This window comes from Halomonas sp. Y3 (genome assembly GCF_024137965.1).
Lineage (GTDB): Bacteria > Pseudomonadota > Gammaproteobacteria > Pseudomonadales > Halomonadaceae > Halomonas > Halomonas mongoliensis.
Genome location: NZ_CP099975.1, coordinates 2,477,684 through 2,498,057 on the forward strand (window position 1 = coordinate 2,477,684; position 20,374 = coordinate 2,498,057).

Annotated in this window: 18 protein-coding genes; 4 read left to right on the top strand and 14 right to left on the bottom strand. The window is 69.2% G+C overall.

Features of this window, described 5'->3' with window-relative positions:
• Positions 1–29 precede the first annotated feature (29 nt).
• The 6 genes from lepB to rpoE all read right to left on the bottom strand — a co-directional run bounded on the left by lepB (position 30) and on the right by rpoE (position 6,824).
• Positions 30–833 carry a signal peptidase I gene (gene lepB, locus NHL60_RS11800; RefSeq protein ID WP_253443499.1) on the bottom strand — a complete coding sequence of 268 codons (804 nt, stop codon included), beginning with the start codon at positions 831–833 and terminating at the stop codon, positions 30–32.
• Between the two features lie 28 nt (positions 834–861).
• Positions 862–2,679 carry a translation elongation factor 4 gene (lepA, locus tag NHL60_RS11805; RefSeq protein ID WP_253443500.1) on the bottom strand — a complete coding sequence of 606 codons (1,818 nt, stop codon included), beginning with the start codon at positions 2,677–2,679 and terminating at the stop codon, positions 862–864.
• Between the two features lie 158 nt (positions 2,680–2,837).
• Positions 2,838–4,259 (bottom strand): DegQ family serine endoprotease, encoded by a 1,422-nt coding sequence (locus NHL60_RS11810; RefSeq protein WP_253443501.1) that lies wholly within the window; start codon positions 4,257–4,259, stop codon positions 2,838–2,840.
• 103 nt (positions 4,260–4,362) lie between these two features.
• Positions 4,363–5,319 carry a MucB/RseB C-terminal domain-containing protein gene (locus NHL60_RS11815; RefSeq protein ID WP_253443502.1) on the bottom strand — a complete coding sequence of 319 codons (957 nt, stop codon included), beginning with the start codon at positions 5,317–5,319 and terminating at the stop codon, positions 4,363–4,365.
• A 14-nt stretch (positions 5,320–5,333) separates the two neighbouring features.
• Positions 5,334–6,035 (bottom strand): sigma-E factor negative regulatory protein, encoded by a 702-nt coding sequence (locus tag NHL60_RS11820; RefSeq protein ID WP_253443503.1) that lies wholly within the window; start codon positions 6,033–6,035, stop codon positions 5,334–5,336.
• Between the two features lie 183 nt (positions 6,036–6,218).
• Positions 6,219–6,824 (bottom strand): RNA polymerase sigma factor RpoE, encoded by a 606-nt coding sequence (gene rpoE, locus NHL60_RS11825; RefSeq protein WP_253443504.1) that lies wholly within the window; start codon positions 6,822–6,824, stop codon positions 6,219–6,221.
• A gap of 354 nt (positions 6,825–7,178) precedes the next feature.
• Between rpoE and NHL60_RS11830 the strand changes: the two genes are divergently transcribed.
• Entirely contained in the window at positions 7,179–8,258 is a 1,080-nt protein-coding gene (locus tag NHL60_RS11830) for a 3-deoxy-7-phosphoheptulonate synthase (protein ID WP_253443505.1), read from the top strand.
• A 76-nt stretch (positions 8,259–8,334) separates the two neighbouring features.
• Here NHL60_RS11830 and dinG read toward each other — a convergent pair whose 3' ends face one another.
• Both dinG and rhlB read right to left on the bottom strand, forming a co-directional pair.
• Complete coding sequence (gene dinG / locus NHL60_RS11835) at positions 8,335–10,476, bottom strand: ATP-dependent DNA helicase DinG (RefSeq protein WP_253443507.1); 2,142 nt, start codon at positions 10,474–10,476, stop codon at positions 8,335–8,337.
• 4 nt (positions 10,477–10,480) lie between these two features.
• A complete protein-coding gene (gene rhlB, locus NHL60_RS11840; RefSeq protein WP_253443509.1) occupies positions 10,481–11,758 on the bottom strand; it encodes an ATP-dependent RNA helicase RhlB in 1,278 nt (425 codons plus the stop codon).
• 152 nt (positions 11,759–11,910) lie between these two features.
• On the opposite strand from rhlB, the gene NHL60_RS11845 reads away from it, so the two are divergent.
• Positions 11,911–12,156, top strand: a complete 246-nt coding sequence (locus NHL60_RS11845) for a hypothetical protein (protein ID WP_253443510.1) — start codon at positions 11,911–11,913, stop codon at positions 12,154–12,156.
• Positions 12,156–12,983, top strand: coding sequence for an exodeoxyribonuclease III (xthA, locus tag NHL60_RS11850; RefSeq protein ID WP_253443511.1), 828 nt, complete (start codon positions 12,156–12,158; stop codon positions 12,981–12,983). Before NHL60_RS11845 ends, xthA begins: the two co-directional genes overlap by 1 nt.
• A gap of 4 nt (positions 12,984–12,987) precedes the next feature.
• Here xthA and NHL60_RS11855 read toward each other — a convergent pair whose 3' ends face one another.
• From NHL60_RS11855 to NHL60_RS11880, 6 genes are all read right to left on the bottom strand, one after another.
• A complete protein-coding gene (locus NHL60_RS11855) occupies positions 12,988–13,737 on the bottom strand; it encodes an energy transducer TonB (RefSeq protein WP_253443512.1) in 750 nt (249 codons plus the stop codon).
• Positions 13,734–14,138 (bottom strand): biopolymer transporter ExbD, encoded by a 405-nt coding sequence (locus NHL60_RS11860; protein WP_253443513.1) that lies wholly within the window; start codon positions 14,136–14,138, stop codon positions 13,734–13,736. Before NHL60_RS11860 ends, NHL60_RS11855 begins: the two co-directional genes overlap by 4 nt.
• The gene (locus NHL60_RS11865) at positions 14,131–14,688 is read right to left on the bottom strand and encodes a MotA/TolQ/ExbB proton channel family protein (RefSeq protein ID WP_253443514.1); all 558 of its coding nucleotides are present in this window, start codon (positions 14,686–14,688) and stop codon (positions 14,131–14,133) included. Before NHL60_RS11865 ends, NHL60_RS11860 begins: the two co-directional genes overlap by 8 nt.
• On the bottom strand, positions 14,681–16,417 hold the full coding sequence (locus NHL60_RS11870) for a MotA/TolQ/ExbB proton channel family protein (RefSeq protein ID WP_253443515.1): 1,737 nt from the start codon (positions 16,415–16,417) through the stop codon (positions 14,681–14,683). The genes NHL60_RS11865 and NHL60_RS11870 overlap by 8 nt, the downstream gene beginning before the upstream one ends.
• A 258-nt stretch (positions 16,418–16,675) precedes the next feature.
• Positions 16,676–17,602 (bottom strand): electron transfer flavoprotein subunit alpha/FixB family protein, encoded by a 927-nt coding sequence (locus NHL60_RS11875; RefSeq protein ID WP_253443516.1) that lies wholly within the window; start codon positions 17,600–17,602, stop codon positions 16,676–16,678.
• Entirely contained in the window at positions 17,599–18,351 is a 753-nt protein-coding gene (locus NHL60_RS11880; RefSeq protein WP_253443518.1) for an electron transfer flavoprotein subunit beta/FixA family protein, read from the bottom strand. Before NHL60_RS11880 ends, NHL60_RS11875 begins: the two co-directional genes overlap by 4 nt.
• A gap of 352 nt (positions 18,352–18,703) precedes the next feature.
• Here NHL60_RS11880 and NHL60_RS11885 point away from each other — a divergent pair, with 352 nt between their 5' ends.
• The gene (locus NHL60_RS11885; protein ID WP_253443520.1) at positions 18,704–20,368 is read left to right on the top strand and encodes an electron transfer flavoprotein-ubiquinone oxidoreductase; all 1,665 of its coding nucleotides are present in this window, start codon (positions 18,704–18,706) and stop codon (positions 20,366–20,368) included.
• The last annotated feature ends 6 nt before the right edge of the window (positions 20,369–20,374 follow it).

Here is a 20,374-nt window from a genome sequence, read left to right on the forward strand (position 1 = left end):
CAGCGGCAGCACCCGAGGGTGCCGCCCGCTTACTGGATGCGCCGCACGCTGGAGAAGCTGGGCAGCCCGCCGTCCCAGTGCATCCAGACCGCGAAGGCGCGACCGACGATGTTCTCTTCCGGCACGAAGCCCCAGTAGCGGCTGTCGTTGGAGTGGTCGCGGTTGTCGCCCATGGTGAAGTAGTGCCCGTCCGGCACCACCACCTCACGGACCTGGGGGCCGGGGTCACGGGGATTATTGTAGATCTTGTACTCGGCGCCGCCCAACCGCTCGGCCAGCAGCAGCTCGCCGGGGGCCCCGGCGGGACTCTCCTCGAGCAGCGCCTTGGGCACGGCCTCGCCGTTGACGTAGAGCTGCTTGCCCTCGTAGCGCACGGTGTCACCGGGCAGCGCCACCACCCGCTTGATGAAGTTCACCGCGGGCTCGTTGGGAAAGCGGAACACCATGACATCGCCGCGCTGGGGGTCGTTCATCTCGATGAAGCGGGTGTGCACCACCGGCAGGCGCAGGCCGTAGGTGAACTTGTTGACGAGGATGAAATCCCCCACCTCGAGCGTCGGGCGCATAGAACCGGAGGGGATCTGGAAGGGCTCCACCACGAAGCTGCGCAGCACCAGCACCACCAGCAGCACCGGAAAGAAGGAGCGCGAGTAGTCCACCGGCCAGGGCTCCTTGAGCACCTTCTCGCGGGCGGCAGGGTCGAGCCCCTCCGTGGTGCCGGCCTCGGCGTTGGCCACGGCGCGACGCCGAGCGGGACGCAGCCAGAGAATATCCACCAGCCAGATCAGGCCGGTGAGGGCCACGGCCACCACCAGCAGGAGAGAGAAGTCCATTGCGGTTATCCGTTCCTAGCGTATCGAATCAGTCATTGACCTTGAGCACGGCCAGGAAGGCGTCCTGGGGAATCTCCACCCGGCCCACCTGCTTCATGCGCTTCTTGCCCGCCTTCTGCTTCTCGAGCAGCTTCTTCTTGCGGCTGACGTCGCCGCCATAACACTTGGCGGTGACGTTCTTGCGCAGCGCCTTGACCGTGGAGCGCGCCACCACCTGGCCACCGATGGCCGCCTGGATGGCCACGTCGAACATCTGACGCGGAATCAGCTCCTTCATCTTCTCCACCAGCAGACGGCCGCGGCCGTGGGCGTGGTCGCGGTGGATGATCACGGCCAGGGCATCGACCTTGTCGCCGTTGATCAGCACGTCCAGGCGCACCAGCTTGGCCGTCTGGAAGCGCTCGAAGCCGTAGTCGAGGGAGGCGTAGCCCTTGGAGATCGACTTCAGGCGATCGAAGAAGTCCATCACCACTTCGGCCATGGGCAGCTCGTAGGCGAGCTGGATCTGGCTGCCGAGGAACTGCATGTCCTTCTGGGTGCCACGGCGGTTCTCGCACTCGGCGATGACGTTGCCGACGAACTCCTGGGGCACCAGGATGCTGGCGCGCACGATGGGCTCACGCATCTCCTCCACGTCAGCCATGTCGGGCAGCTTGGAGGGGTTGGAGACATAGCGGGTCTCGCCGTTCTTGAGCGCCAGCTCGTAGACCACCGTCGGCGCCGTGGTCAGCAGGTCCAGGTTGTACTCGCGCTCGAGACGCTCCTGGATGATCTCCATGTGCAGGGTGCCGAGGAAGCCGACCCGGAAGCCGAAGCCCAGGGCATCGGAGTTCTCGGGCTCGTACTCCAGGGAGGCGTCGTTGAGGGCCAGCTTCTCCAGGGCGTCGCGGAAGTCCTCGTAGTCGTCGGCGCTGACCGGGAACATGCCGGCGTAGACCTGGGGCTTGACCTTCTGGAAGCCGGGCAGGCGTTCGACGTCGGGGGTCTTGGCATGGGTGATGGTGTCGCCCACCGGCGCGCCCTGGATCTCCTTGATGCCAGCCACGATGAAGCCCACCTCGCCGGCGCGAAGCACGTCGGTCGACTTGCGCAGCGGCGTGAAGATACCCACCTCGTTGGCCTGCCAGTCGCGGCCGGTGGACTTGATGCGGATCTTCTCACCCTTCTTGAGGGTGCCGTCGAAGATCCGCACCAGGGAGACCACGCCCAGGTAGTTGTCGAACCAGGAGTCGATGATCAACGCCTGCAGCGGGGCGTCGGGGTCCCCCTTGGGGGGCGGGATGTCGCGCACCAGGCGCTCCAGCAGCCCATCGATGCCCAGGCCGCTCTTGGCCGAGACCTGGCAGGCGTCGGTGGCGTCCAGCCCGATGATCTCCTCGATCTCGTGGGCGACCTTGTCCGGGTCGGCCTGGGGCAGGTCCATCTTGTTGAGCACCGGCAGCACCTCGAGACCCTGCTCGATGGCGGTGTAGCAGTTGGCCACCGACTGAGCCTCGACGCCCTGGGCGGCATCCACCACCAAAAGCGCCCCTTCGCAGGCGTAGAGCGAGCGCGAGACCTCGTAGGAGAAATCCACGTGGCCGGGGGTATCGATGAAGTTGAGCTGGTAGGTGCTGCCGTCCTGGGCGTGATAGTCCAGGGTCACCGACTGGGCCTTGATGGTGATGCCCCGCTCCCGCTCCAGGTCCATGGAGTCGAGCACCTGCTCCTTGAGCTCGCGCTCGGTCAGCCCGCCGCAGCTCTGGATCAGGCGGTCGGCCAGGGTCGACTTGCCGTGGTCGATGTGGGCGATGATCGAGAAATTCCGTATATGCTTGAGCTTGTCGGATGCGGTGTCTTGGGCCATCGAGAGTGTTCTGCCTGAATAGGGTTCTAGCCGGGCCAGGCGGCACACAGGCCGCCGGCAAAAGGCCGGGATTGGTCGACATTGTACCGGCATGCGCCGGCCAGATACAGCGAACCCGGAGGCCGAGGCCTCCGGGTTCGCTCGTGACGGGCTGGAGGCTACTCCGCGCGCAGCCTCAGGGCGACGAACAGCGAGCGGCCGTCGCGGTAGAGGCGCACCGGCACGGCGCGGTCGACGGGCAGCTCGCTGACCAGCTCCATCAGCTGGTCGGGGCTGGATACCGCCCGATGGTCGATGCTGACCAGGATATCGCCGGGGCGGATTCCGGCCGCGGCGGCGGCGCCGTCGGGGTCGAGCTCACGCACCCGCACGCCGCCCTCGATGCCGATGGCCTCGCGCTCGGCGCGCTCCAGTTCGCCCACCGAGACCCCCAGGCGCGCCTGGCGGCTCTCCTGAGGACGGCTGGCAGTGGCACGCTCGGCGTCGGGCCAGTCACCCACGGTCACCTGCAGCTGGCGACGCTCGCCGTCGCGCATCAGCGCGAGTTCCACCTCGCTGCCCGGCGCCACGCGACCGATCAGCCGCGGCAGAGTGCTGGAGTCGTGGACGCGGCTGCCATCCACCTCGAGGATGACGTCCCCGGCCTGCAGGCCGTCACGGGCCGCCGGCCCCTCGGGGTCGAGGTCAGCGATCAGGGCACCGCTCGGGCTCTCCATGCCGAAGGATTCGGCCAGGTCCCGGGAGACGGGCTGGATCATGACGCCAAGCCAGCCGCGGCGCACCTGACCCTCGTCACGCAGCTGATCGGCCACGTCCATGGCGACGTTGATGGGAATGGCAAAGGAGAGCCCCATGAAGCCGCCGCTGCGGGTGAAGATCTGGGAGTTGATCCCCACGACTTCGCCATCAAGGTTGAACAGGGGGCCGCCGGAGTTACCCGGGTTGATCGCCACGTCGGTCTGGATGAAGGGCACGTAGGCGTCTCGCGGCAGGGTGCGGTCGATGGCGCTGACGATGCCCGCGGTCACCGAGTAGTCGAAGCCGAAGGGCGAGCCGATGGCGGCCACCCACTCCCCTACCCGGAGGGCATCGGAGTCGCCAAGCTTGAGCGTCGGCAGATCGCTGGCATCCACCTTGAGCAGGGCCACGTCGGTGCGCTCATCGCTGCCCACCAGCTCGGCGGTCAGTTCACGCCGGTCGTTGAGGCGCACCAGAATCTCGTCGGCGCCGTCGACCACGTGGGCATTGGTGAGGATGTAGCCCTCCTCGCTGATGATGAAGCCTGATCCCAGGGACTGGCGCTCCTGGGGTCGCCCGGGCGCCTGGCCCCCCGGCGGCGAGGGAAAGCGGTCACCGAAGAAGTGGCGGAAGATCTCGGGCAGCTCCTGGCCGCCGAAGCCGTGGAAGGGGTTGTCGCGACTCTGCACCGTTCGCGTGGTGGAGATATTGACGACCCCGGGGGCGGCCTCCTCCACCAGCACGGTGAAATCGGGCAGGCCCCGGGCCGCGGCGGACTGCCAGGCCAGCAGGGCGGCGACCAGCAGCACCCACAGGGTAAGAGGACGAATCATGCGCATCATGAAGACTCCTGCAGTACTTGGGGACAAGGGTGAGCCCGGGTCAGCTTGCGACGGCTCGAACACGGGTTTCCAGATAGGGTTGGGCGGACCGTTTCACAAGGGGTCAGGGCCCTTCCGGCCACTCCAGGGCCTCGGCCACCCTCAGCAGCACCCTGGCGGGCAGCTCCCCCATCACCACCAGCTGGCGAGGCTCCCCCCCGAGGTCGCGGTGGCGCACAGCGGCATTGGAGACGCCCAGGCGATGCAGCCCCGGGGCCAGCAGCTCCACCTCCTCCATGGGCGCCACGAAGACGCTGAGGGTGGAGAGGCCATCGCTGTAGAGGCGGTGGACCACGCCCTCGCCGTGTCGGGCGCTGCGGGTATCCACCGGCTGCGGCGTGAAGCCGTCGGGCAGCCAGCCGAGGCGCCAGGGGTCAGTGGGCGGCTCGCGCCTGGCGTCCAGGGTCACCGCCCCCTGATAGAGACGCGGGCGCTCCAGGGCGGTCAGCTGGAAGGTCTCCAGCGGCCGGCCGGTCTCGTCGAGCAGGGTCTGCTTGAGGGTCAGCCCGGTGGCCTGATCGAGCCACAGGCGATGACCGAAGCGGAAGCTGTCCAGCGGGGCGATATCGAGGCGGCGGGCGCGGCGATTGGCGATACGCTCCTCACCACCGAGGCTGAGGCGGTAGTGGGCATCGACTCGCTCGGCGATGCCGGCCGGGGAAGGCGGCGCCTCGCCCCCCTCCCCGGCCCAGCCCAGCCGACCGATGCGGCCGCGCCGCTCGAAGACCATGGGGGGGCCATCGAGGAAACTGGCCACGCCGCGCTCGATGCCGTCGCGCACCTCGTGGGCGAGCGCCAGGGTACGCACGCCGTCATGGCCGATGCGCACGGCGTGAGCCTCATAGAGGTAGCAGTGACCCGCCCAGAGGCTGCGCTCCAGCCACTGCTGAGCGGTGGCAGGTGCGGGCTCAGCCTCCAGGGTGCGGCAGTCGAATCGCTCGTCATTGGCCTGGGCAGCGGTGCCGATCAGCAGCCCCCCCAGGCAGGCGGCCAGCCACAGGCGCCGACGTGGTGCGCGCATCGCCAGCCTCCGCGTCAGCGCTGGCCGAGGCCGTCGGCGCCGGTGGCGCGCAGCAGCGGCATCCAGGTATCCCCACTGCGATAGGCGGCCCCTTCGGCGTGACGATCCAGGTAGGACTGCAGCAGGCGAGCCTGCTCCTCGTCGCCCATCAGCGACTGCCGCTGAGCCGGGGCCATGAACATGGGCGGCGCCTCGGCGCCGGCGCCGACGGTCATCAGCCCCTGGCCGCCGCCCTGGGGCAGCTGGAAGAGCGGCAGGTCCACCAGGGAGGGTCGCTGGGCGCTGCCGCCGTCGCCGGAGGCGAGGCTGGCCGGCGCCGGCTGGGCAGCGCCGCCGGCCGCCATGCCGGGCTCGCCGCCGTCCGGCGCACCGCCGGAGTAGAACTGCACCCCGGTGATCACCATCAGGGAGACCGCCGCGGCGATGCCGGCGCTGCGCGCAAAGGGCAGCGTGCGCCGTGGCGCAGCCGCCGGGGCGACAGGCTCGGCGACGGGCGCATCTTCTTCCTGAAGGCGCGCCATGATGCCGGCGGAGAGATCGGTGGAGACGTCGAGGTCGGGCTCGCGGCGCATCAGGCTGCGCATCAGGTGGTAGCGGCGCCACGCCTCGGCGGCATCGGGCGCGCTATCCAGCGTCTTGAGCAGGCGGCGCAGCTCGAGCTCGTCCCCCTCGTTGTCCATCAGGGCAGAAAGCGACTCCCGTGCGTTCTGACTCATTCTCTACACCCTCACAGTGGCAGGACGCTCCGCCCTGCTCCCTCGATTTCAGCCTGGAATCGGCATTCCCGGAATGGGCCGGGAATGCCGACGCGATCTCCGCCTGGCAGCGGATCGAACACTGCTTCTGACGTCAAAGGCGGCGGACAGTTCAGCCAATCGGCAAAAAGTGTGCACTCGCCCCTACTCCTCCACTGCCTCGCGGTTGCGCGAGGTGGTGACCAGCGGCTGGATATGCTGATCTACCGCCTCCCGGGCACGAAAGATCCGCGAGCGCACCGTGCCCACCGGGCACTGCATGATGTTGGCGATATCCTCGTAGGAGAGCCCCTCCAGCTCGCGCAGGGTGATCGCCGTGCGCAGGTCGTCGGGCAGGTTGTCGATCGCCTCGAAGACCGCCGCCTCGAGCTGGTCCCGGGCCATGGAGGCCTCCGGCGATTCGCTGTCGGCCAGCCGCCCGCTGTGGTCGACGATCTCGGCATCGACGATATCCAGGTCGCTGCCCGGCGGGCGGCGCCCCCGGGAAACCAGGTGGTTCTTGGCGGTATTGATGGCGATGCGGTACATCCAGGTGTAGAAGGCGCTCTCGGCCCGGAACTTGCCCAGGGCCCGGTAGGCCTTGATGAAGGCCTCCTGGGCCACGTCCTGCACCTCGGCGTGGTCGTGCACGTAGCGCCCGATCAGGCCGATGATCTTGTGCTGGTACTTCTTGACCAGCAGGTCAAAGGCGCGGGTATCGCCCTTCTGGGCGCGCTCGACGAGCTGCTGATCGGTCTCCCTGGCGCCCATTCACACCCTCCCCGACGAAGGCCGAGGAGCGCGCGGCGGCAGCGCAGGAGAATCAGCGGTCAAACAAGAGTGTGCATGCATGGCGTCAACCTGGAGCCCTCGAGGGCGGCAAAATATCAGGGGCCTTGGCCCAGTGTCGCACAAGTGTTCCCGTTTCCTGTTCATCCATCAAGTCATTGTACGGTAAGCAGCGTGCTGTATTGGTTTGCCCGGCCTGGGACTCCCGGGATGCATCAGGGTTCCCCGATTGATTACAGGCGCCCCCGCCGGTGTATAGTAGGGGGACTAGAATAGAGCGCCCCCGAGCCATCGCGCCCCAGGGCCATCAGCGCAGACACGACACAAGGTAGCCGCATGACAGATCAGCAGGTCAGCAACCTCAACGTCCTCGCCCAGGACGTCCTCATCACCCCCGAAGCCCTGAAGCGCGAGATCCCGCTCACCGAGGCCGCCGAGCGCACCGTCATCGAGGGGCGCGAGACCATCCAGCGCATCCTCGACGGCGAGGACCCTCGCTTGCTGGTGGTGGTGGGCCCCTGCTCCATCCACGACGTGGATGCCGCCCTGGACTACGCGCGCCGCCTGCGCCGCCTGGCCGACGAGGTCAAGGAGAGCCTCTACATCGTGATGCGCGTCTACTTCGAGAAGCCGCGCACCACCGTGGGCTGGAAGGGACTGATCAACGACCCCCACCTCAACGGCTCCTTCGAGATCGAGGAGGGCCTGCATATCGCCCGCCGCCTGCTGGTAGAGCTGGCCGAGATGGGCCTGCCGCTGGCCACCGAGGCACTGGACCCGATCTCGCCCCAGTACCTCCAGGACTGCATCAGCTGGTCAGCGATCGGCGCCCGCACCACCGAGTCCCAGACCCACCGCGAGATGTCCTCCGGCCTCTCCTGCCCGGTGGGCTTCAAGAACGGCACCGACGGCAGCCTCGAGGTGGCGGTCAACGCCCTGCAGTCCGTCGCCCACCCGCACAACTTCCTGGGCATCGACTACGCCGGCCGGGTGGCGATCATCCGCACCCGCGGCAACGCCTACGGCCACGTGGTGCTGCGCGGCGGCAACGGCAAGCCCAACTATGACAGCGTCAGCGTGGCCCTTGCGGAACAGGAACTGAAGAAGGCAGGCGTCAAGCCGAACATCATGATCGACTGCTCCCACGCCAACTCCAACAAGGACCCGGCGCTGCAGCCCCTGGTGCTGGAGAACGTCACCAACCAGATCCTGGAGGGCAACCGCTCGATCATCGGCCTGATGGTGGAATCCAACATCGGCTGGGGCAACCAGAAGGTCCCCGAGGACCACAGCCAGCTCAAGTATGGCGTCTCCATCACCGATGCCTGCATCGACTGGGACACCACCGAGCACGCCCTGAAGACCATGAACGAGAAGCTCGCCCCGACCCTGGCCAAGCGGATTAAGGACGCCTGAGCCACCCTCGATCGGCGATAGCGCCACACCCAGCGGGTCCGCCATCTCGGCGGACCCGCTGTCGTTCCGGGGTGGGTCAGGCCTGGCGGACGCCGTCGATCTCGCGCACGAAGGGCGGCAGAGCATCGAGCAGGGCCCGGCCGTAGCGGCGGGTCAGCACCCGCCGGTCGAGCAGGGTGATGCGGCCGGTGTCGGCCTCCTTGCGGATCAGCCGCCCGCAGGCCTGCACCAGCTTGATGGAGGCATCCGGGACGCTGATGCGCATGAAGGGGTTGCCGCCCTGGCGCTCGATCCACTCGGCCAGCGTCGCGCCCACCGGATCGTCGGGCACCGCGAAGGGCAGCCGGGTGATCACCACGTGGGTGAGGTAGTCCCCGGGCAGGTCGATCCCCTCGGCGAAGCTCGCCAGGCCGAAGATGATGCTGCCCTCCCCCGCGTCGACCCGCGCCCGGTGCCGGGTGATCAGCTCGCGCTTGGGCAGCCGGTCCTGGGCCAGCACCCGCTCACTCAGGGCCTTCGGCAGCGCCTTCTCCACCGCGCGAAGCTGCGCCCGGGACGAGAACAGCATCAGTACCGCCTCCTTCTCCCCCAGCGCCTGGACGAAGTCGACGATGGCCCGTTCGTGGCCTTCGCGATCGGCGGGGTCAACGGCCTCCCGGGGCACGCTGAGCACCGCCCGGGAGTAGTCGAAGGGGCTGGGCAGGCGCTGGTAGCGATAGCGGTTGGCGAGTCCGGCGCGCTCCTGCAGGCGCTCGAAGCGCCCCAGCGCCGTCAGCGTCGCCGAGGTGACCACGGCACCGAAGGTGGTCCCCCACAGGGTCTTGGCCAGGGTGTGGGCCGCCGAGACGGGGCTCGCCGAGAAGGTCAGCTCCGGGTCGGCACCGAAGCGCTCCAGGGTCAGCCAGCGCGCCCGGGGCGGCTCGCCCTCGGGGTCCGCCTCGCTGAAGGCCTGCCAGAGGGCATGGGCCTCAAGCGCCCGCCCATGCAGCAGCGCCACCAGCGGCAGCCACGCCTCGGCCTGCTCCTTCGGCAACCCGGTGTGCTTGTCGGGGTCAAGGCTCTCGCGCAGGATATCGGCCATGCTCTCCAGGCTGCGGGAGAGCTCGGCGAAGATCACCAGCAGGGCCCCGGCCAGCTCGCGCAGGGGCTCCGGCGCCCGGCCCATCTCGAAGCGGTGCTGCCGGGCCTCCTCACCCTCGGCGAGACCCTCCGGGCGCCCGGCCAGCTGGTGGCCCAGCGCGAACGCCTCGCCGAGCCTGGGCTCCAGCGCACCGATCGCCTCGGGCAGCGTGGCCAGCAGCCGCGCCAGGGTGGGCTGCACCGCCAGGGCCTGGTTGAGCTCGGTGAGCGATTTCTTCAGGGTGCGCAGCCAGCCCAGCGCGCCGCCCACGGCGAAGCGGTGGGTGAAGTGGTTGAGCGCCTTGTCGGGCAGGTGGTGCCCCTCGTCGAAGACATGGATGCAGTCGCCGGGGTCGGGCAGCACCACCCCGCCGCCCAGAGAGAGGTCGGCCAGCACCAGATCGTGGTTGGCGACGATGATATCGGCCTGCTCCAGGTCGCGCCGGGCGCGGAAGAAGGCGCAGGCACCGAAGTGGCCACAGCGGCGGTTGGTGCACTGGCGGTGGTCCACGGTGAGCCGCCGCCAGTGGGCATCCTCGATGGCCTCGGGCCAGCTGTCGCGGTCGCCGGCCCAGCGGCCGTTGCCGTAGGCCTCCCCCAAGGAGGTGGCCAGGGCCTGGAAGTCGTCACCACCGCTGGCGAGTTCACGCTCGAAGAGCGACAGGGTGGGATTCTCCTCGACGCCCTCGAGGGTCTGGTCCAGGCGCGCCACGCAGACGTAGCGACCACGCCCCTTGGCCAGGGCGTAGCCGAAGTCGATGCCGCTGTGGGCCTTGAGGGCGGGCAGGTCCTGATGCAGCACCTGCTCCTGGAGGGCCACGGTGGCGGTGGCGATGACCAGCCGCTTGCCGCGGGCCTTGGCCACCGGCAGGGCGGCGAGCAGGTAGGCCAGGGTCTTGCCGGTGCCGGTGCCGGCCTCGAGCACGCAGACGTGCTCGTTGCCGACGCGCTTGCCGGCATCGTCGACCTCGATCCCCCCCAGGGTGCGGGCGATCTCGGCGATCATCAGCCGCTGCCCGTAGCGGGGGGTGAGCTCCAGGCCCTCGAGCACGCGGCGGTAGGCGGCCTGGATCTCCCCCTTCAGGGCCTCGTCGAGCATGGCCTCAGATCAGGCCTTCCGGCGGGTGCTCGCAGGGCAGCTTGTCGCCGATGAAGCGCTCGATCTCGGGCAGCGAGAAGGCATCCTCCTCGCCCACGAAGCTGATCGACACGCCCTTGGCGCCGGCGCGGCCGGTGCGGCCGATGCGGTGGACATAGTCCTCCGGGTCTTCCGGCAGGGTGTAGTTGATCACGTGGCTGACATCCTCGATATGGATGCCGCGGCCGGCCACATCGGTGGCCACCAGCACCTGGATCTCGCCCTCGCGAAACTTCTCGAGGGTGGAGATGCGCTGATTCTGGGGCACATCGCCGGAGAGCATGGCGGCGTTGATGCCGGCCTTGCGCAGCAGGTCGTCGAGCTTGCGCACCAGGTCGCGGCGGTTGCCGAACACCATGACGCGGTCGAAGCTCTCCTGCTGGAGCAGGTTGACCAGCAGTTTCTGCTTGTCGGCGTCGCCGACCAGGTAGACCCGCTGGTCGATGTCGGCGGCATTCTCCACCGTGACCGCGATCTCCACGTGGGCCGGCTCATGGGTCCACTGGCTGGCCAGGTTGAGGATGTCCTCGGTGAAGGTGGCCGAGAAGAGGAAGGTCTGGCGCTCCTCCTTCTTCGGCGTATGGCGGATGATCCGCTTCACGTCGGGAATGAAGCCCATGGAGAGCATGCGGTCGGCTTCGTCGAGCACCAGCACCTCGACCTGGGTCAGGTCGACGTCGCGCTTCTGGTGGAAGTCGAGCAGGCGGCCGGGGGTGGCCACCAGCAGGTCGAGCCGGCCGCCCAGGGCTTCCCGCTGCTTCTGGTAGTCCATGCCGCCGACAACGCTGGCCACCTTGAGGTCGGTGAAGCGCGCCAGCGCCCTGGCATCCTTCTCGATCTGCAGCGCCAGCTCCCGGGTGGGGGCCACGATCAGCGCCCGCGGGGCGCCGGGCTTCTGGGCGTTGGGGGCCTCCTCCTCGAGGAAGTAGGCCAGGATCGAGATCAGGAAGGCGGCGGTCTTGCCGGTGCCGGTCTGGGCCTTGCCGACCACGTCGCCCCCCAGCAGGGTGTGGGTCAGCGCCTCGGCCTGGATCGGGGTGCAGTACTCGAAGCCCTGGGCATGGATGGCTCGCATCAGCGGCAACGGCAGGTCGAAGTCATGAAAGCGCCACTTGCCTGCCACGGCAGGCACCTGGAACTGGCGCAGGTCCCAGCCGGAGGCGTTGCGGCGGCGCGGCTTGCGACGACGACGCTTGGGCTTGCGATCCTGGGCCGGTGCGTTGATCTGATCCGACTCGCTCATAGGCTGCTGTCTGTCCGTGTGGATGGTTGGGTGCATGACACAAACGGGCATTGTACCAGCCTATACGACGAAGGGCGCGCCTCGTGGCATCCCGCGTCTGTGGTGGCGGCGACGAGGCTGGTAGAATGGGCGCCAACCAGAGGAGCCTTTCCATGACACGTCGCAAGAAGACCCGTTCGCTGGCCGACAAGGTGCAGATCCGCACCGGCCGGCGCAAGGACTACAAGAAGTGGCGCCACGAGAACCCCGACCAGGTCACCTCGTCGACGCGCTACACCCAGAAGAAGCGCCAGCAGCGCAAGCTACAGGCTGCCCGCAAGCTGGCCCGCCAGCAGGAGGGGCAGGGCATCGCCATCCACCCCGAGCAGGGCAGCGACCCGGGGAGCCCGGAGCCGTGATGCGGCTGGTCTCGTTCAACATCAACGGCATCCGCGCCCGGCTCCACCAGCTCGAGGCACTGGTGACCACTCAGCGTCCGGCGGTGATCGGCCTGCAGGAGACCAAGGTCCAGGACAGCGAGTTTCCCCGCGAGGCGGTGGAGGCGCTGGGCTACCGAGTGTTCTTTCACGGCCAGAAGGGGCACTACGGGGTGGCACTGATGATCGACGCCGGCCAGTGCGGCGAGCCCGAGACGGTCCACTACGGCTTTCCCGACGACGGCGAGGAGGCCCAGCGGCGCATGATCGGCGCGCGCCTGGTGCTGGCCGACGGCGAGGCGCTGACGGTGTGGAACGGCTACTTCCCCCAGGGGGAGAACCTCGACCATCCGGTGAAGTTTCCCCACAAGCGCGAGTTCTACGCCCAGCTCAAGCGGCTGCTGGAAACGCACCACCGCCCCGACGAGCGCCTCGCGGTGATGGGCGACTTCAACATCTCCCCCGAGGATAGCGATATCGGGATCGGCGAGGCCAACCGCAAGCGCTGGCTGCGCGAGGGCAAGACCAGCTTCCAGCCGGTGGAGCGGGAGTGGCTCGACGGCATCAAGGCCTGGGGGCTCGTCGACAGCTACCGGGTGCGCTACCCGGCAGTGGACGACCGCTACAGCTGGTTCGACTACCGCTCCAAGGGCTTCGACCGCGAGCCCAGGCGCGGGCTGCGCATCGATCATATCCTGGTCACCGCACCGCTGGCCGAGCACGTGCGCGACGCCGGCATCGATTACGACCTGCGCGGCATAGAGCGACCCTCGGATCACGCACCGGTCTGGACCGACCTCGACCTCTGAGCGCTCAGCGCAACTGAAACTCCAGCCGCTGGCGGGCCCGGCGCGTGCGCCCGTCGGCCTCGAAGCGCCACTGCCCCACCGCCTGCTCCGCGGCCTCCTCGAAGACCTGGCGGGGCCGCGCCTCGATCACGCGGATGCTGCCGCCCTCCACGCGCCCGTCCGGGCGGATCAGGAACTCCAGCTCCACATACCCCTCCAGGCCACGACGCTGGGCGCGCCGCGGGTAGCTCGGCGGCACCCGGCTGAGAGGCTCGGCGGCGCCGATATCCACCGGGCCACTGTCGGCCACCGGCGGCGCCTCCTGCTCCACGCCCTGTGTCGGGGGAGCCGGGGCGTCGGAAGCGGGCTGGGCAGGCGCAGCCTCGGCAGGAGCAGGCTGAGGCGCCGGCCGCGGTTCGGGCTGAGGCCTGGGCTCGGGCTCGGGCTCGGGCTCGGGCTCGGGCTCGGGCTCGGGCTCGGGCTCGGGCTCGGGCAGGCTGATGCCATCGGAGCTCTCGGGCAAGGGCTCCAGCGCCACCTCCGGCTCCGGCTGGGCCTCCAGGGGGTCGGCCGGGGGTTCCGGCGCCACCTCCTCCGGCGCCTCGGCGACGTCGCTCTCCTCCACCGCTTCCGCCATCGAGGCCAGGCGCAGGGGCACGGCCACCTCCAGCGGCTCGACCTCCTGCTCGGGTGGCGTCACCAGCAGGGCCAGCAGCCAAAACAGCGCTACCGCCAGGGCGGTGCCGCCAAGCCCCGAGAGGACCAGGCGCATCATTCGCCGCTCCGCGTGGCCGCCACCGCCACCTCCTCGACCCCGGCCTCCCGCAGGCGATCCATCACCTCCACCAGCAGGCCGGTGGTGGCCTGGCGATCGGCCTGGATCACCACGCTGCCGCTGCCGCTGATCAGCGCGGCCACCTCCGGCCCCACCCGGTGCAGGTCGACCGGCTGACCATCCACCCAGACGGCACCCTCCCCGGTCAGCGCCACCATCACCTGGGCATCGGGCCGCGGCGTGGCGGCGCTGGACTCGGGGCGCTCGATCTCGATGCCGCTCTCCTTGATGAAGCTGGTGGTGACGATGAAGAAGATCAGCATGATGAACACCACGTCCAGCATCGGCGTGAGGTTCACCTCGCCGGTCTCGGCGTCGGCACTCAGGCGACGTCTACGCATGGCGGGTCTCTCCCTGCTGCTCCGCGGCGCGAGCCAGGCGGTCGTGCAGCCGCTGCTCCTCGCGCCGGATGATGAATTCGAGGCGAGTGGTGGCCAGCAGGCCCACCACGGCCACCGCCATGCCGGTCAGGGTCGGCAGGGTCGCCCGGGCCACGCCGTCGGCCATGGCCCGGGCCTGGTGGGTGTCGCTCAGCGCCAGGCCGTCGAAGACCACGATCATGCCAGTCACGGTGCCCAGAAGCCCCAGCAGCGGGCAGATGGCCACCAGCAGCCTCATCCACGGCAGCGGCCGGCGCAGCCGGGCGACCAGCGCCTGGCTCCACACCTCGCGCAGGGTGCGCGCACTCCAGCTGCCGTGGTCGGGGTGAGCCACCCAGCGCCTCACCAGGGCACGCCGCTCGGCCCGCCAGGTCACCCGGAAGTACCACCAGCGCTCCAGGGTCAGGGCGAACAGCACCGCGGCCACTACCATGATCAGCACCAGGACGGCGCCGCCCGCCTCCATCAGCCGCTGGAGCGGCGCCAGCAGGGCGACCGACAGCTCAGGCATGGGCAAGGCGGGCCCCCTCGTGGCTGCGGCCGGCGGCGGGCTGCGGGGGCTGAGCCTCCAGGTGCTCGGCCAGCGCCGCGCTGGCATTGCCCTCCAGCAGCCCCACCAGGCCCCGGCTGCGGCTGGTCAGCGCCGTATGCGCAAAGAGCAGCGGCACCGCGGTGACCAGCCCCAGCACGGTGGTGACCAGCGCCTGACTGATGCCCCCGGCCATCAGCTGCGGGTCACCGGTACCGTAGACCGTGATGGCCTGGAAGGTGACGATCATGCCGGTCACGGTGCCGAGCAGCCCCAGCAGCGGGGCCACGGCGGCCAGCAGCTTGACCAGCCCCTGCCCCCGCTCCAGTCGCGGCAGCTCCGCCAGCAGCGCCTCGTCCAGGCGCGCCTCCAGGGCCTCCGGGGGGAGGCCCTGGCGCAGGGTGCGAAAGCGGCCCAGCACCCGGCCCAGGGGGTTGTCGTCACGAAGGCGGTCGAGGTCGCGCAGCTGGCGGCGCAGCCGCCAGCGCACCACGACCAGGTAGAGGAACTGCAGCAGCGCCACCAGCAGGCCCAGCGCCCCCAGGGCGACGACCACGTAGCCGACGACGCCCCCCTGATGGAAGCGCTCCTGCAGGCTGGGCTGACGCGCCAGCGCCTCGAGCAGCCGGCCTCCGGTGGGGTCGATGAGCAGGGGCGCCCCCCCTTCCCAGCCGGCGGCGAGCCGGGCCTGCTGCTCACGGTCCAGGCCCTCGACCACCGCCAGCCGCCGGGCCGAGGCGTCGCCGCCGGGGCGCAGCAGGACGCCGCCGCCGAACAGCAGCTGGTCGCCCACCCGGGCCACCTCGCGGGAGGCGATCCGGCCATCGACGCCGGCCACCGGGGCCTCGAAGCGGCGCCAGTGGCCGCTCTCCCGCACCAGGGCCTCGAGATGACGCAGCAGCCCGGTGACGGCAGCGCCGCCCGCGGCGCCCTCTTCCGGCCGCTCGGGTAGCGACAGCTCGCTGCCCAGCAGCAGCCGGCTGTCGTTCAGCCCGTCCCGCAGCTCCCCCACCTGCCGGGAGACCAGGGCGAGCAGCGCCTCGCTCTCGACGTCCCCGGCCGCCTCGGGCCAGGCGGGAAGCGCCCCCTCCCGGGTCCTCCAGGGCGCGTCCGGCCGAATGGAGACAGGCAGCGCCAGCAGCTCCGGGGCGCGACGCTCCCGGGCGATGGCCACCCCCTTGCGCAGTTCGGCGAGCACCGACCCCTCGAGGGACCGCCAGCGCGCCTCGTCCCGGGACCAGACCCCGCCCTCCCGGCCGTCCGGGGTCAGGAAGTAGAGGCCCACACGACCCAGGCGCAGATAGTCCACCTCGCGGCCATCATCGCCCACCAGCAGCCCGCGCCAGCTGTCGATCTCGCGGCCATAGGCGAGCTCCTGCCGCCAGGCGGCCACCAGCCGCTCGGCCTGGTCGGCGACCTCCAGTGGCCGGTCGTTCAGCGCCTCGCGGAGCTCACTGGCCCGGGCCAGGCGCTGGTCGACCAGAAACGGCAGGTCGGCCTCGACCAGGGCCTCCAGCGCCTTCGCGCTGCGCGAGAGCTCCGCCGCCAGCGGCAGGGCCAGCCCCAGCGCCTCCGCCCGGATCCCGGCACCCCCGGACGCGTCACGCCCCTCGTCGGCCACGGCCGGCATGGCCAGGGCCATCAGGCCCAGGCAGATGGCCACCATGACCCCCTGCAGCCCGACACTCCTTCTGCGATTGCTCACCCTCATCCACCCCCGACTCCTGTTCGGCGGCCATCTTCCCCCATGGCGGCCGGCGCCGCCATGGCCTGGGTCAAGCCGCTCACAACTGATAATGATTATCCATTCTATCCAAGGTCCGGGCCATAAAAAACCGGCCCTCGTTCGAGGGCCGGCAACGGCATGTTCGATCCGTCGATCGCTCTTACAGCTTGCTCTCGAGCTCCGGCAGCGCCGCGACGAGTCCGCTGACAGTCGAGAGCGCTACCTGGAAGATTCCGATCTTCCTTACAGCTTGCTTTCCAACTCGGGCAGCGCCTCGAAGAGATCGGCAACGAGTCCATAGTCGGCCACCTGGAAGATCGGCGCCTCCTCGTCCTTGTTGATGGCGACGATCACCTTGGAGTCCTTCATGCCGGCCAGGTGCTGGATGGCCCCCGAGATGCCCACGGCGATGTAGAGCTCGGGCGCGACGATCTTGCCGGTCTGGCCCACCTGCATGTCGTTGGGCACGAAGCCGGCGTCCACCGCGGCGCGCGAGGCACCGATGGCCGCGCCCAGCTTGTCGGCGATGCCGTCGAGCAGCTTGAAGTTCTCGCCGTTGCCCATCCCGCGGCCGCCGGAGATCACCACCTTGGCGGCACCCAGCTCGGGGCGGTCGGACTGGGCCAGCTCCTCCTTGACGAAGGTGGACTGGGCGTTGTCGGCCACAAAATCCACCGCCTCGATGGCGGCGCTGCCGCCCTCGGCCACCGCATCGAAGCCGGTGGAGCGCACGGTGATCACCTTGAGGGCGTCCTCGCTCTGCACCGTGGCGATGGCGTTGCCGGCATAGATCGGGCGCTTGAAGGTATCCGGAGACTCCACCGCGATGATCTCGGAGATCTGCGCCACGTCCTTGAGGGCGGCGACCCGGGGCAGCACGTTCTTGCCGGTGGTGGAGGCCGCGGCCAGCACGTGGCTGTAGTCGCCGGCAAGCTCCGCCACCAGCGCCGCGGTGGGCTCGGCCAGCAGGTGGGCGTAGGCGGCGCTGTCGGCCACGCGGACCTTGCTGACGCCGTCGAACTTGGCCGCGGCCTCGGCAACGGCACCCACGCCTTCACCGGCCACCAGCACGTCGATATCGCCGCCGATGGCCTGGGCGGCGGCAACCACATGGGCGGTAGCGCCGGCCAGGGCGCCATCGTGATGTTCGGCGAGTACCAGGATGCTCATGAGATCACCTTCGCTTCGTTCTTCAGTTTGTCGACCAGCTCGTCCACGGAGCCCACCTTGACGCCGCCCTGACGCTCCGCCGGCGGCTCGACCTTGAGCAGCTTGACTCGACTGCCTACCGAAATGCCGAGATCCGCCGGGGACTTGACGTCCAGCGGCTTCTTCTTGGCCTTCATGATATCGGGCAGCTTGGCGTAGCGCGGCTCGTTGAGGCGCAGGTCGGTGGTGACGATGGCAGGCAGGGTCAGCTCGACGGTCTGCAGGCCGCCGTCGACCTCGCGGGTCACCTGCACCTTGTCTCCCTCGACGTTGACCGCCGAGGCGAAGGTGCCCTGGGGCAGGCCGGTCAGGGCGGCGAGCATCTGGCCGGTCTGGTTGTTGTCGCTGTCGATGGCCTGCTTGCCGAGGATCACCAGGCCCGGCTGCTCCTCCTCGACCAGCTTGGCCAGCGCCTTGGCGGCGCCCAGGGACTCGACGCGCTCGTCGGTCTCGACGTGGATGGCGCGATCGGCACCCAGCGCCAGGGCGGTACGCAGCTGCTCCTGGGCGGCCTTGGGGCCGATGGTGACGGCGACGATCTCGGTGGCCACGCCCTTCTCCTTCAGGCGCACCGCCTCTTCCACGGCGATCTCGCAGAAGGGGTTCATGGCCATCTTGACGTTGGTGAGATCGACGTCGGAGTGATCCGGCTTGACCCGGATCTTGACGTTGTAGTCGATGACGCGTTTGACCGCGACGAGTACTTTCATGGTGTCCTCGCTAGGCTCTTCGAGTATGGAACCATCCTGGTGACTGGGCGCGACGCTGACCGCCGGCCTTCGCCTGTTGGGGCCGCTTATAACGGGCCGGCATGCCCTTAGTCGAAATTCATGCGAGCGTTTGATAGGCACCGCACGGATAAACATTCCCAATGTGCCATAGCCGGCGGCCTGGCAACAATCCTATCTTTTCCCACCCCCTCGCGGCCTAATCCACATCGAGGGGGTGACCTGAGTCGTCTATTATGCCTATCATGGAGCCAGGCAAGAAGCAAACGACCGTTTTAATTACTATCGACGTTGGTGGCAGGCCGTCAACGGCGGAGTGAGGGAGGAGCAGCAGGTGGAACAGGTAGAACGCGATTCGATGGAATTCGATGTGGTGATCGTCGGCGCCGGCCCCTCTGGCCTGGCCGCCGCGTGCCGACTGATGCAGCAGGCCAATGCCGCCGAACAGGAGCTGACCGTGTGCGTGGTGGAGAAGGGCTCCGAGGTGGGCGCCCATATCCTCTCCGGCGCCGTCTTCGAGCCCCGCGCCCTGGCCGAGCTCTTCCCCGACTGGGAGGAGCGCGGCGCGCCCCTGACCACCCCGGCCAGCCGCGACGAGGTCTACCTGCTCAAGGACGCCGAGAAGGCTCAGAAGCTGCCCAACGCCCTGGTGCCGAAGAGCATGCATAACACCGGTGGCGACATGCCCCGCTACGTGATCAGCGCCGGCAACCTCTGCCGCTGGCTGGCCGAGCAGGCCGAGGGGCTCGGGGTGGAGATCTTCCCCGGCTTCGCCGCCCAGGAGGCGATCGTCGAGGAGGGCGTGGTCAAGGGCATCCTGATCGGCGACATGGGCGTGGGCGCCGACGGCGAGCCCAAGGACAGCTACATGCCGGGCATGGAGCTGCGCGCCAGGTACACCCTCTTCGCCGAGGGAGCCCGGGGCCATATCGGCAAGCGCCTGATCCAGGAGTATGACCTGGCGGCCGGCAAGGACCCCCAGCACTACGGCATCGGCTTGAAGGAGCTGTGGGACATCCCCGCCGAGCAGCATGAGCCCGGCCTGGTGCTGCACGGCTCCGGCTGGCCGCTGGACAAGAACACCCACGGCGGCTGGTTCCTCTACCACGCCGAGAACCAGCAGGTGGTGGTGGGCCTGATCATGGACCTCTCCTATCGCAACCCCTGGCTGTCGCCCTTCGACGAGTTCCAGCGCATGAAGCACCATCCGGTGCTGGCCAAGCACCTCGCGGGCGGCAAGCGCATCGCCTACGGCGCCCGCGCCATCACCAAGGGCGGCCTCAACGGCCTGCCCAAGATGACCTTCCCGGGTGGCCTCTTGATTGGCTGCGACGCCGGCACCCTGAACTTCGCCAAGATCAAGGGCCTGCACACCGCCATGAAGTCGGGCCTGGTGGCCGCCGAGGCGGTATTCGAAGCCATCAAGGGGGGTGACGACGGGGGCGCCGAGCTGACCGCCTTCACCGAGAAGTGGGAGGCGAGCTGGGCCTGGGCCGAGCTCAAGGAGAGCGCGAGCTTCGGTCCGGCGATCCACAAGTACGGCACCGTGGGCGGCGGCGCCTACAACTTCGTCAACCAGCTGCTCGGCGGCAAGCTGCCCAACGTCCACGACACCACGCCGGATCACGCGGCGCTCAAGCCGGCCGCCGAGTTCGAGAAGATCGACTACCCCAAGCCCGACGGCAAGCTCTCCTTCGACAAGCTCTCCTCGGTGTTCCTGTCGAACACCAACCACGAGGAGGATCAGCCCTGCCACCTGCGCCTGGCCGACCCGGAGCTGCCGATCCGCGACAACCTGCCGACCTACGCCGAGCCGGCAAGCCGCTACTGCCCGGCCGGGGTCTACGAGGTCGTGGAGGACGACGACGGCAAGCCGCGGTTCCAGATCAACTTCCAGAACTGCGTGCACTGCAAGACCTGCGACATCAAGGACCCGGCCCAGAACATCACCTGGGTGGCGCCGGAGGGTGGCGGCGGGCCTAACTACCCCAACATGTAAGCCAGC

Bases quoted from the DNA above. Each gene is read 5' to 3' on its own strand.
- NHL60_RS11880 (WP_253443518.1), bottom strand. From the start codon at position 18,351: ATGAAAGTACTCGTCGCGGTCAAACGCGTCATCGACTACAACGTCAAG.
- NHL60_RS11815 (WP_253443502.1), bottom strand. From the start codon at position 5,319: ATGCGCGCACCACGTCGGCGCCTGTGGCTGGCCGCCTGCCTGGGGGGG.
- NHL60_RS11875 (WP_253443516.1), bottom strand. From the start codon at position 17,602: ATGAGCATCCTGGTACTCGCCGAACATCACGATGGCGCCCTGGCCGGC.
- NHL60_RS11865 (WP_253443514.1), bottom strand. From the start codon at position 14,688: ATGCCTGAGCTGTCGGTCGCCCTGCTGGCGCCGCTCCAGCGGCTGATG.
- dinG (WP_253443507.1), bottom strand. From the start codon at position 10,476: ATGCTCGACGAGGCCCTGAAGGGGGAGATCCAGGCCGCCTACCGCCGC.
- NHL60_RS11860 (WP_253443513.1), bottom strand. From the start codon at position 14,138: ATGCGTAGACGTCGCCTGAGTGCCGACGCCGAGACCGGCGAGGTGAAC.
- NHL60_RS11820 (WP_253443503.1), bottom strand. From the start codon at position 6,035: ATGAGTCAGAACGCACGGGAGTCGCTTTCTGCCCTGATGGACAACGAG.
- rhlB (WP_253443509.1), bottom strand. From the start codon at position 11,758: ATGAGCGAGTCGGATCAGATCAACGCACCGGCCCAGGATCGCAAGCCC.
- rpoE (WP_253443504.1), bottom strand. From the start codon at position 6,824: ATGGGCGCCAGGGAGACCGATCAGCAGCTCGTCGAGCGCGCCCAGAAG.
- lepB (WP_253443499.1), bottom strand. From the start codon at position 833: ATGGACTTCTCTCTCCTGCTGGTGGTGGCCGTGGCCCTCACCGGCCTG.
- NHL60_RS11830 (WP_253443505.1), top strand. From the start codon at position 7,179: ATGACAGATCAGCAGGTCAGCAACCTCAACGTCCTCGCCCAGGACGTC.
- NHL60_RS11870 (WP_253443515.1), bottom strand. From the start codon at position 16,417: ATGAGGGTGAGCAATCGCAGAAGGAGTGTCGGGCTGCAGGGGGTCATG.
- NHL60_RS11855 (WP_253443512.1), bottom strand. From the start codon at position 13,737: ATGATGCGCCTGGTCCTCTCGGGGCTTGGCGGCACCGCCCTGGCGGTA.
- lepA (WP_253443500.1), bottom strand. From the start codon at position 2,679: ATGGCCCAAGACACCGCATCCGACAAGCTCAAGCATATACGGAATTTC.
- NHL60_RS11845 (WP_253443510.1), top strand. From the start codon at position 11,911: ATGACACGTCGCAAGAAGACCCGTTCGCTGGCCGACAAGGTGCAGATC.
- NHL60_RS11810 (WP_253443501.1), bottom strand. From the start codon at position 4,259: ATGATGCGCATGATTCGTCCTCTTACCCTGTGGGTGCTGCTGGTCGCC.
- xthA (WP_253443511.1), top strand. From the start codon at position 12,156: ATGCGGCTGGTCTCGTTCAACATCAACGGCATCCGCGCCCGGCTCCAC.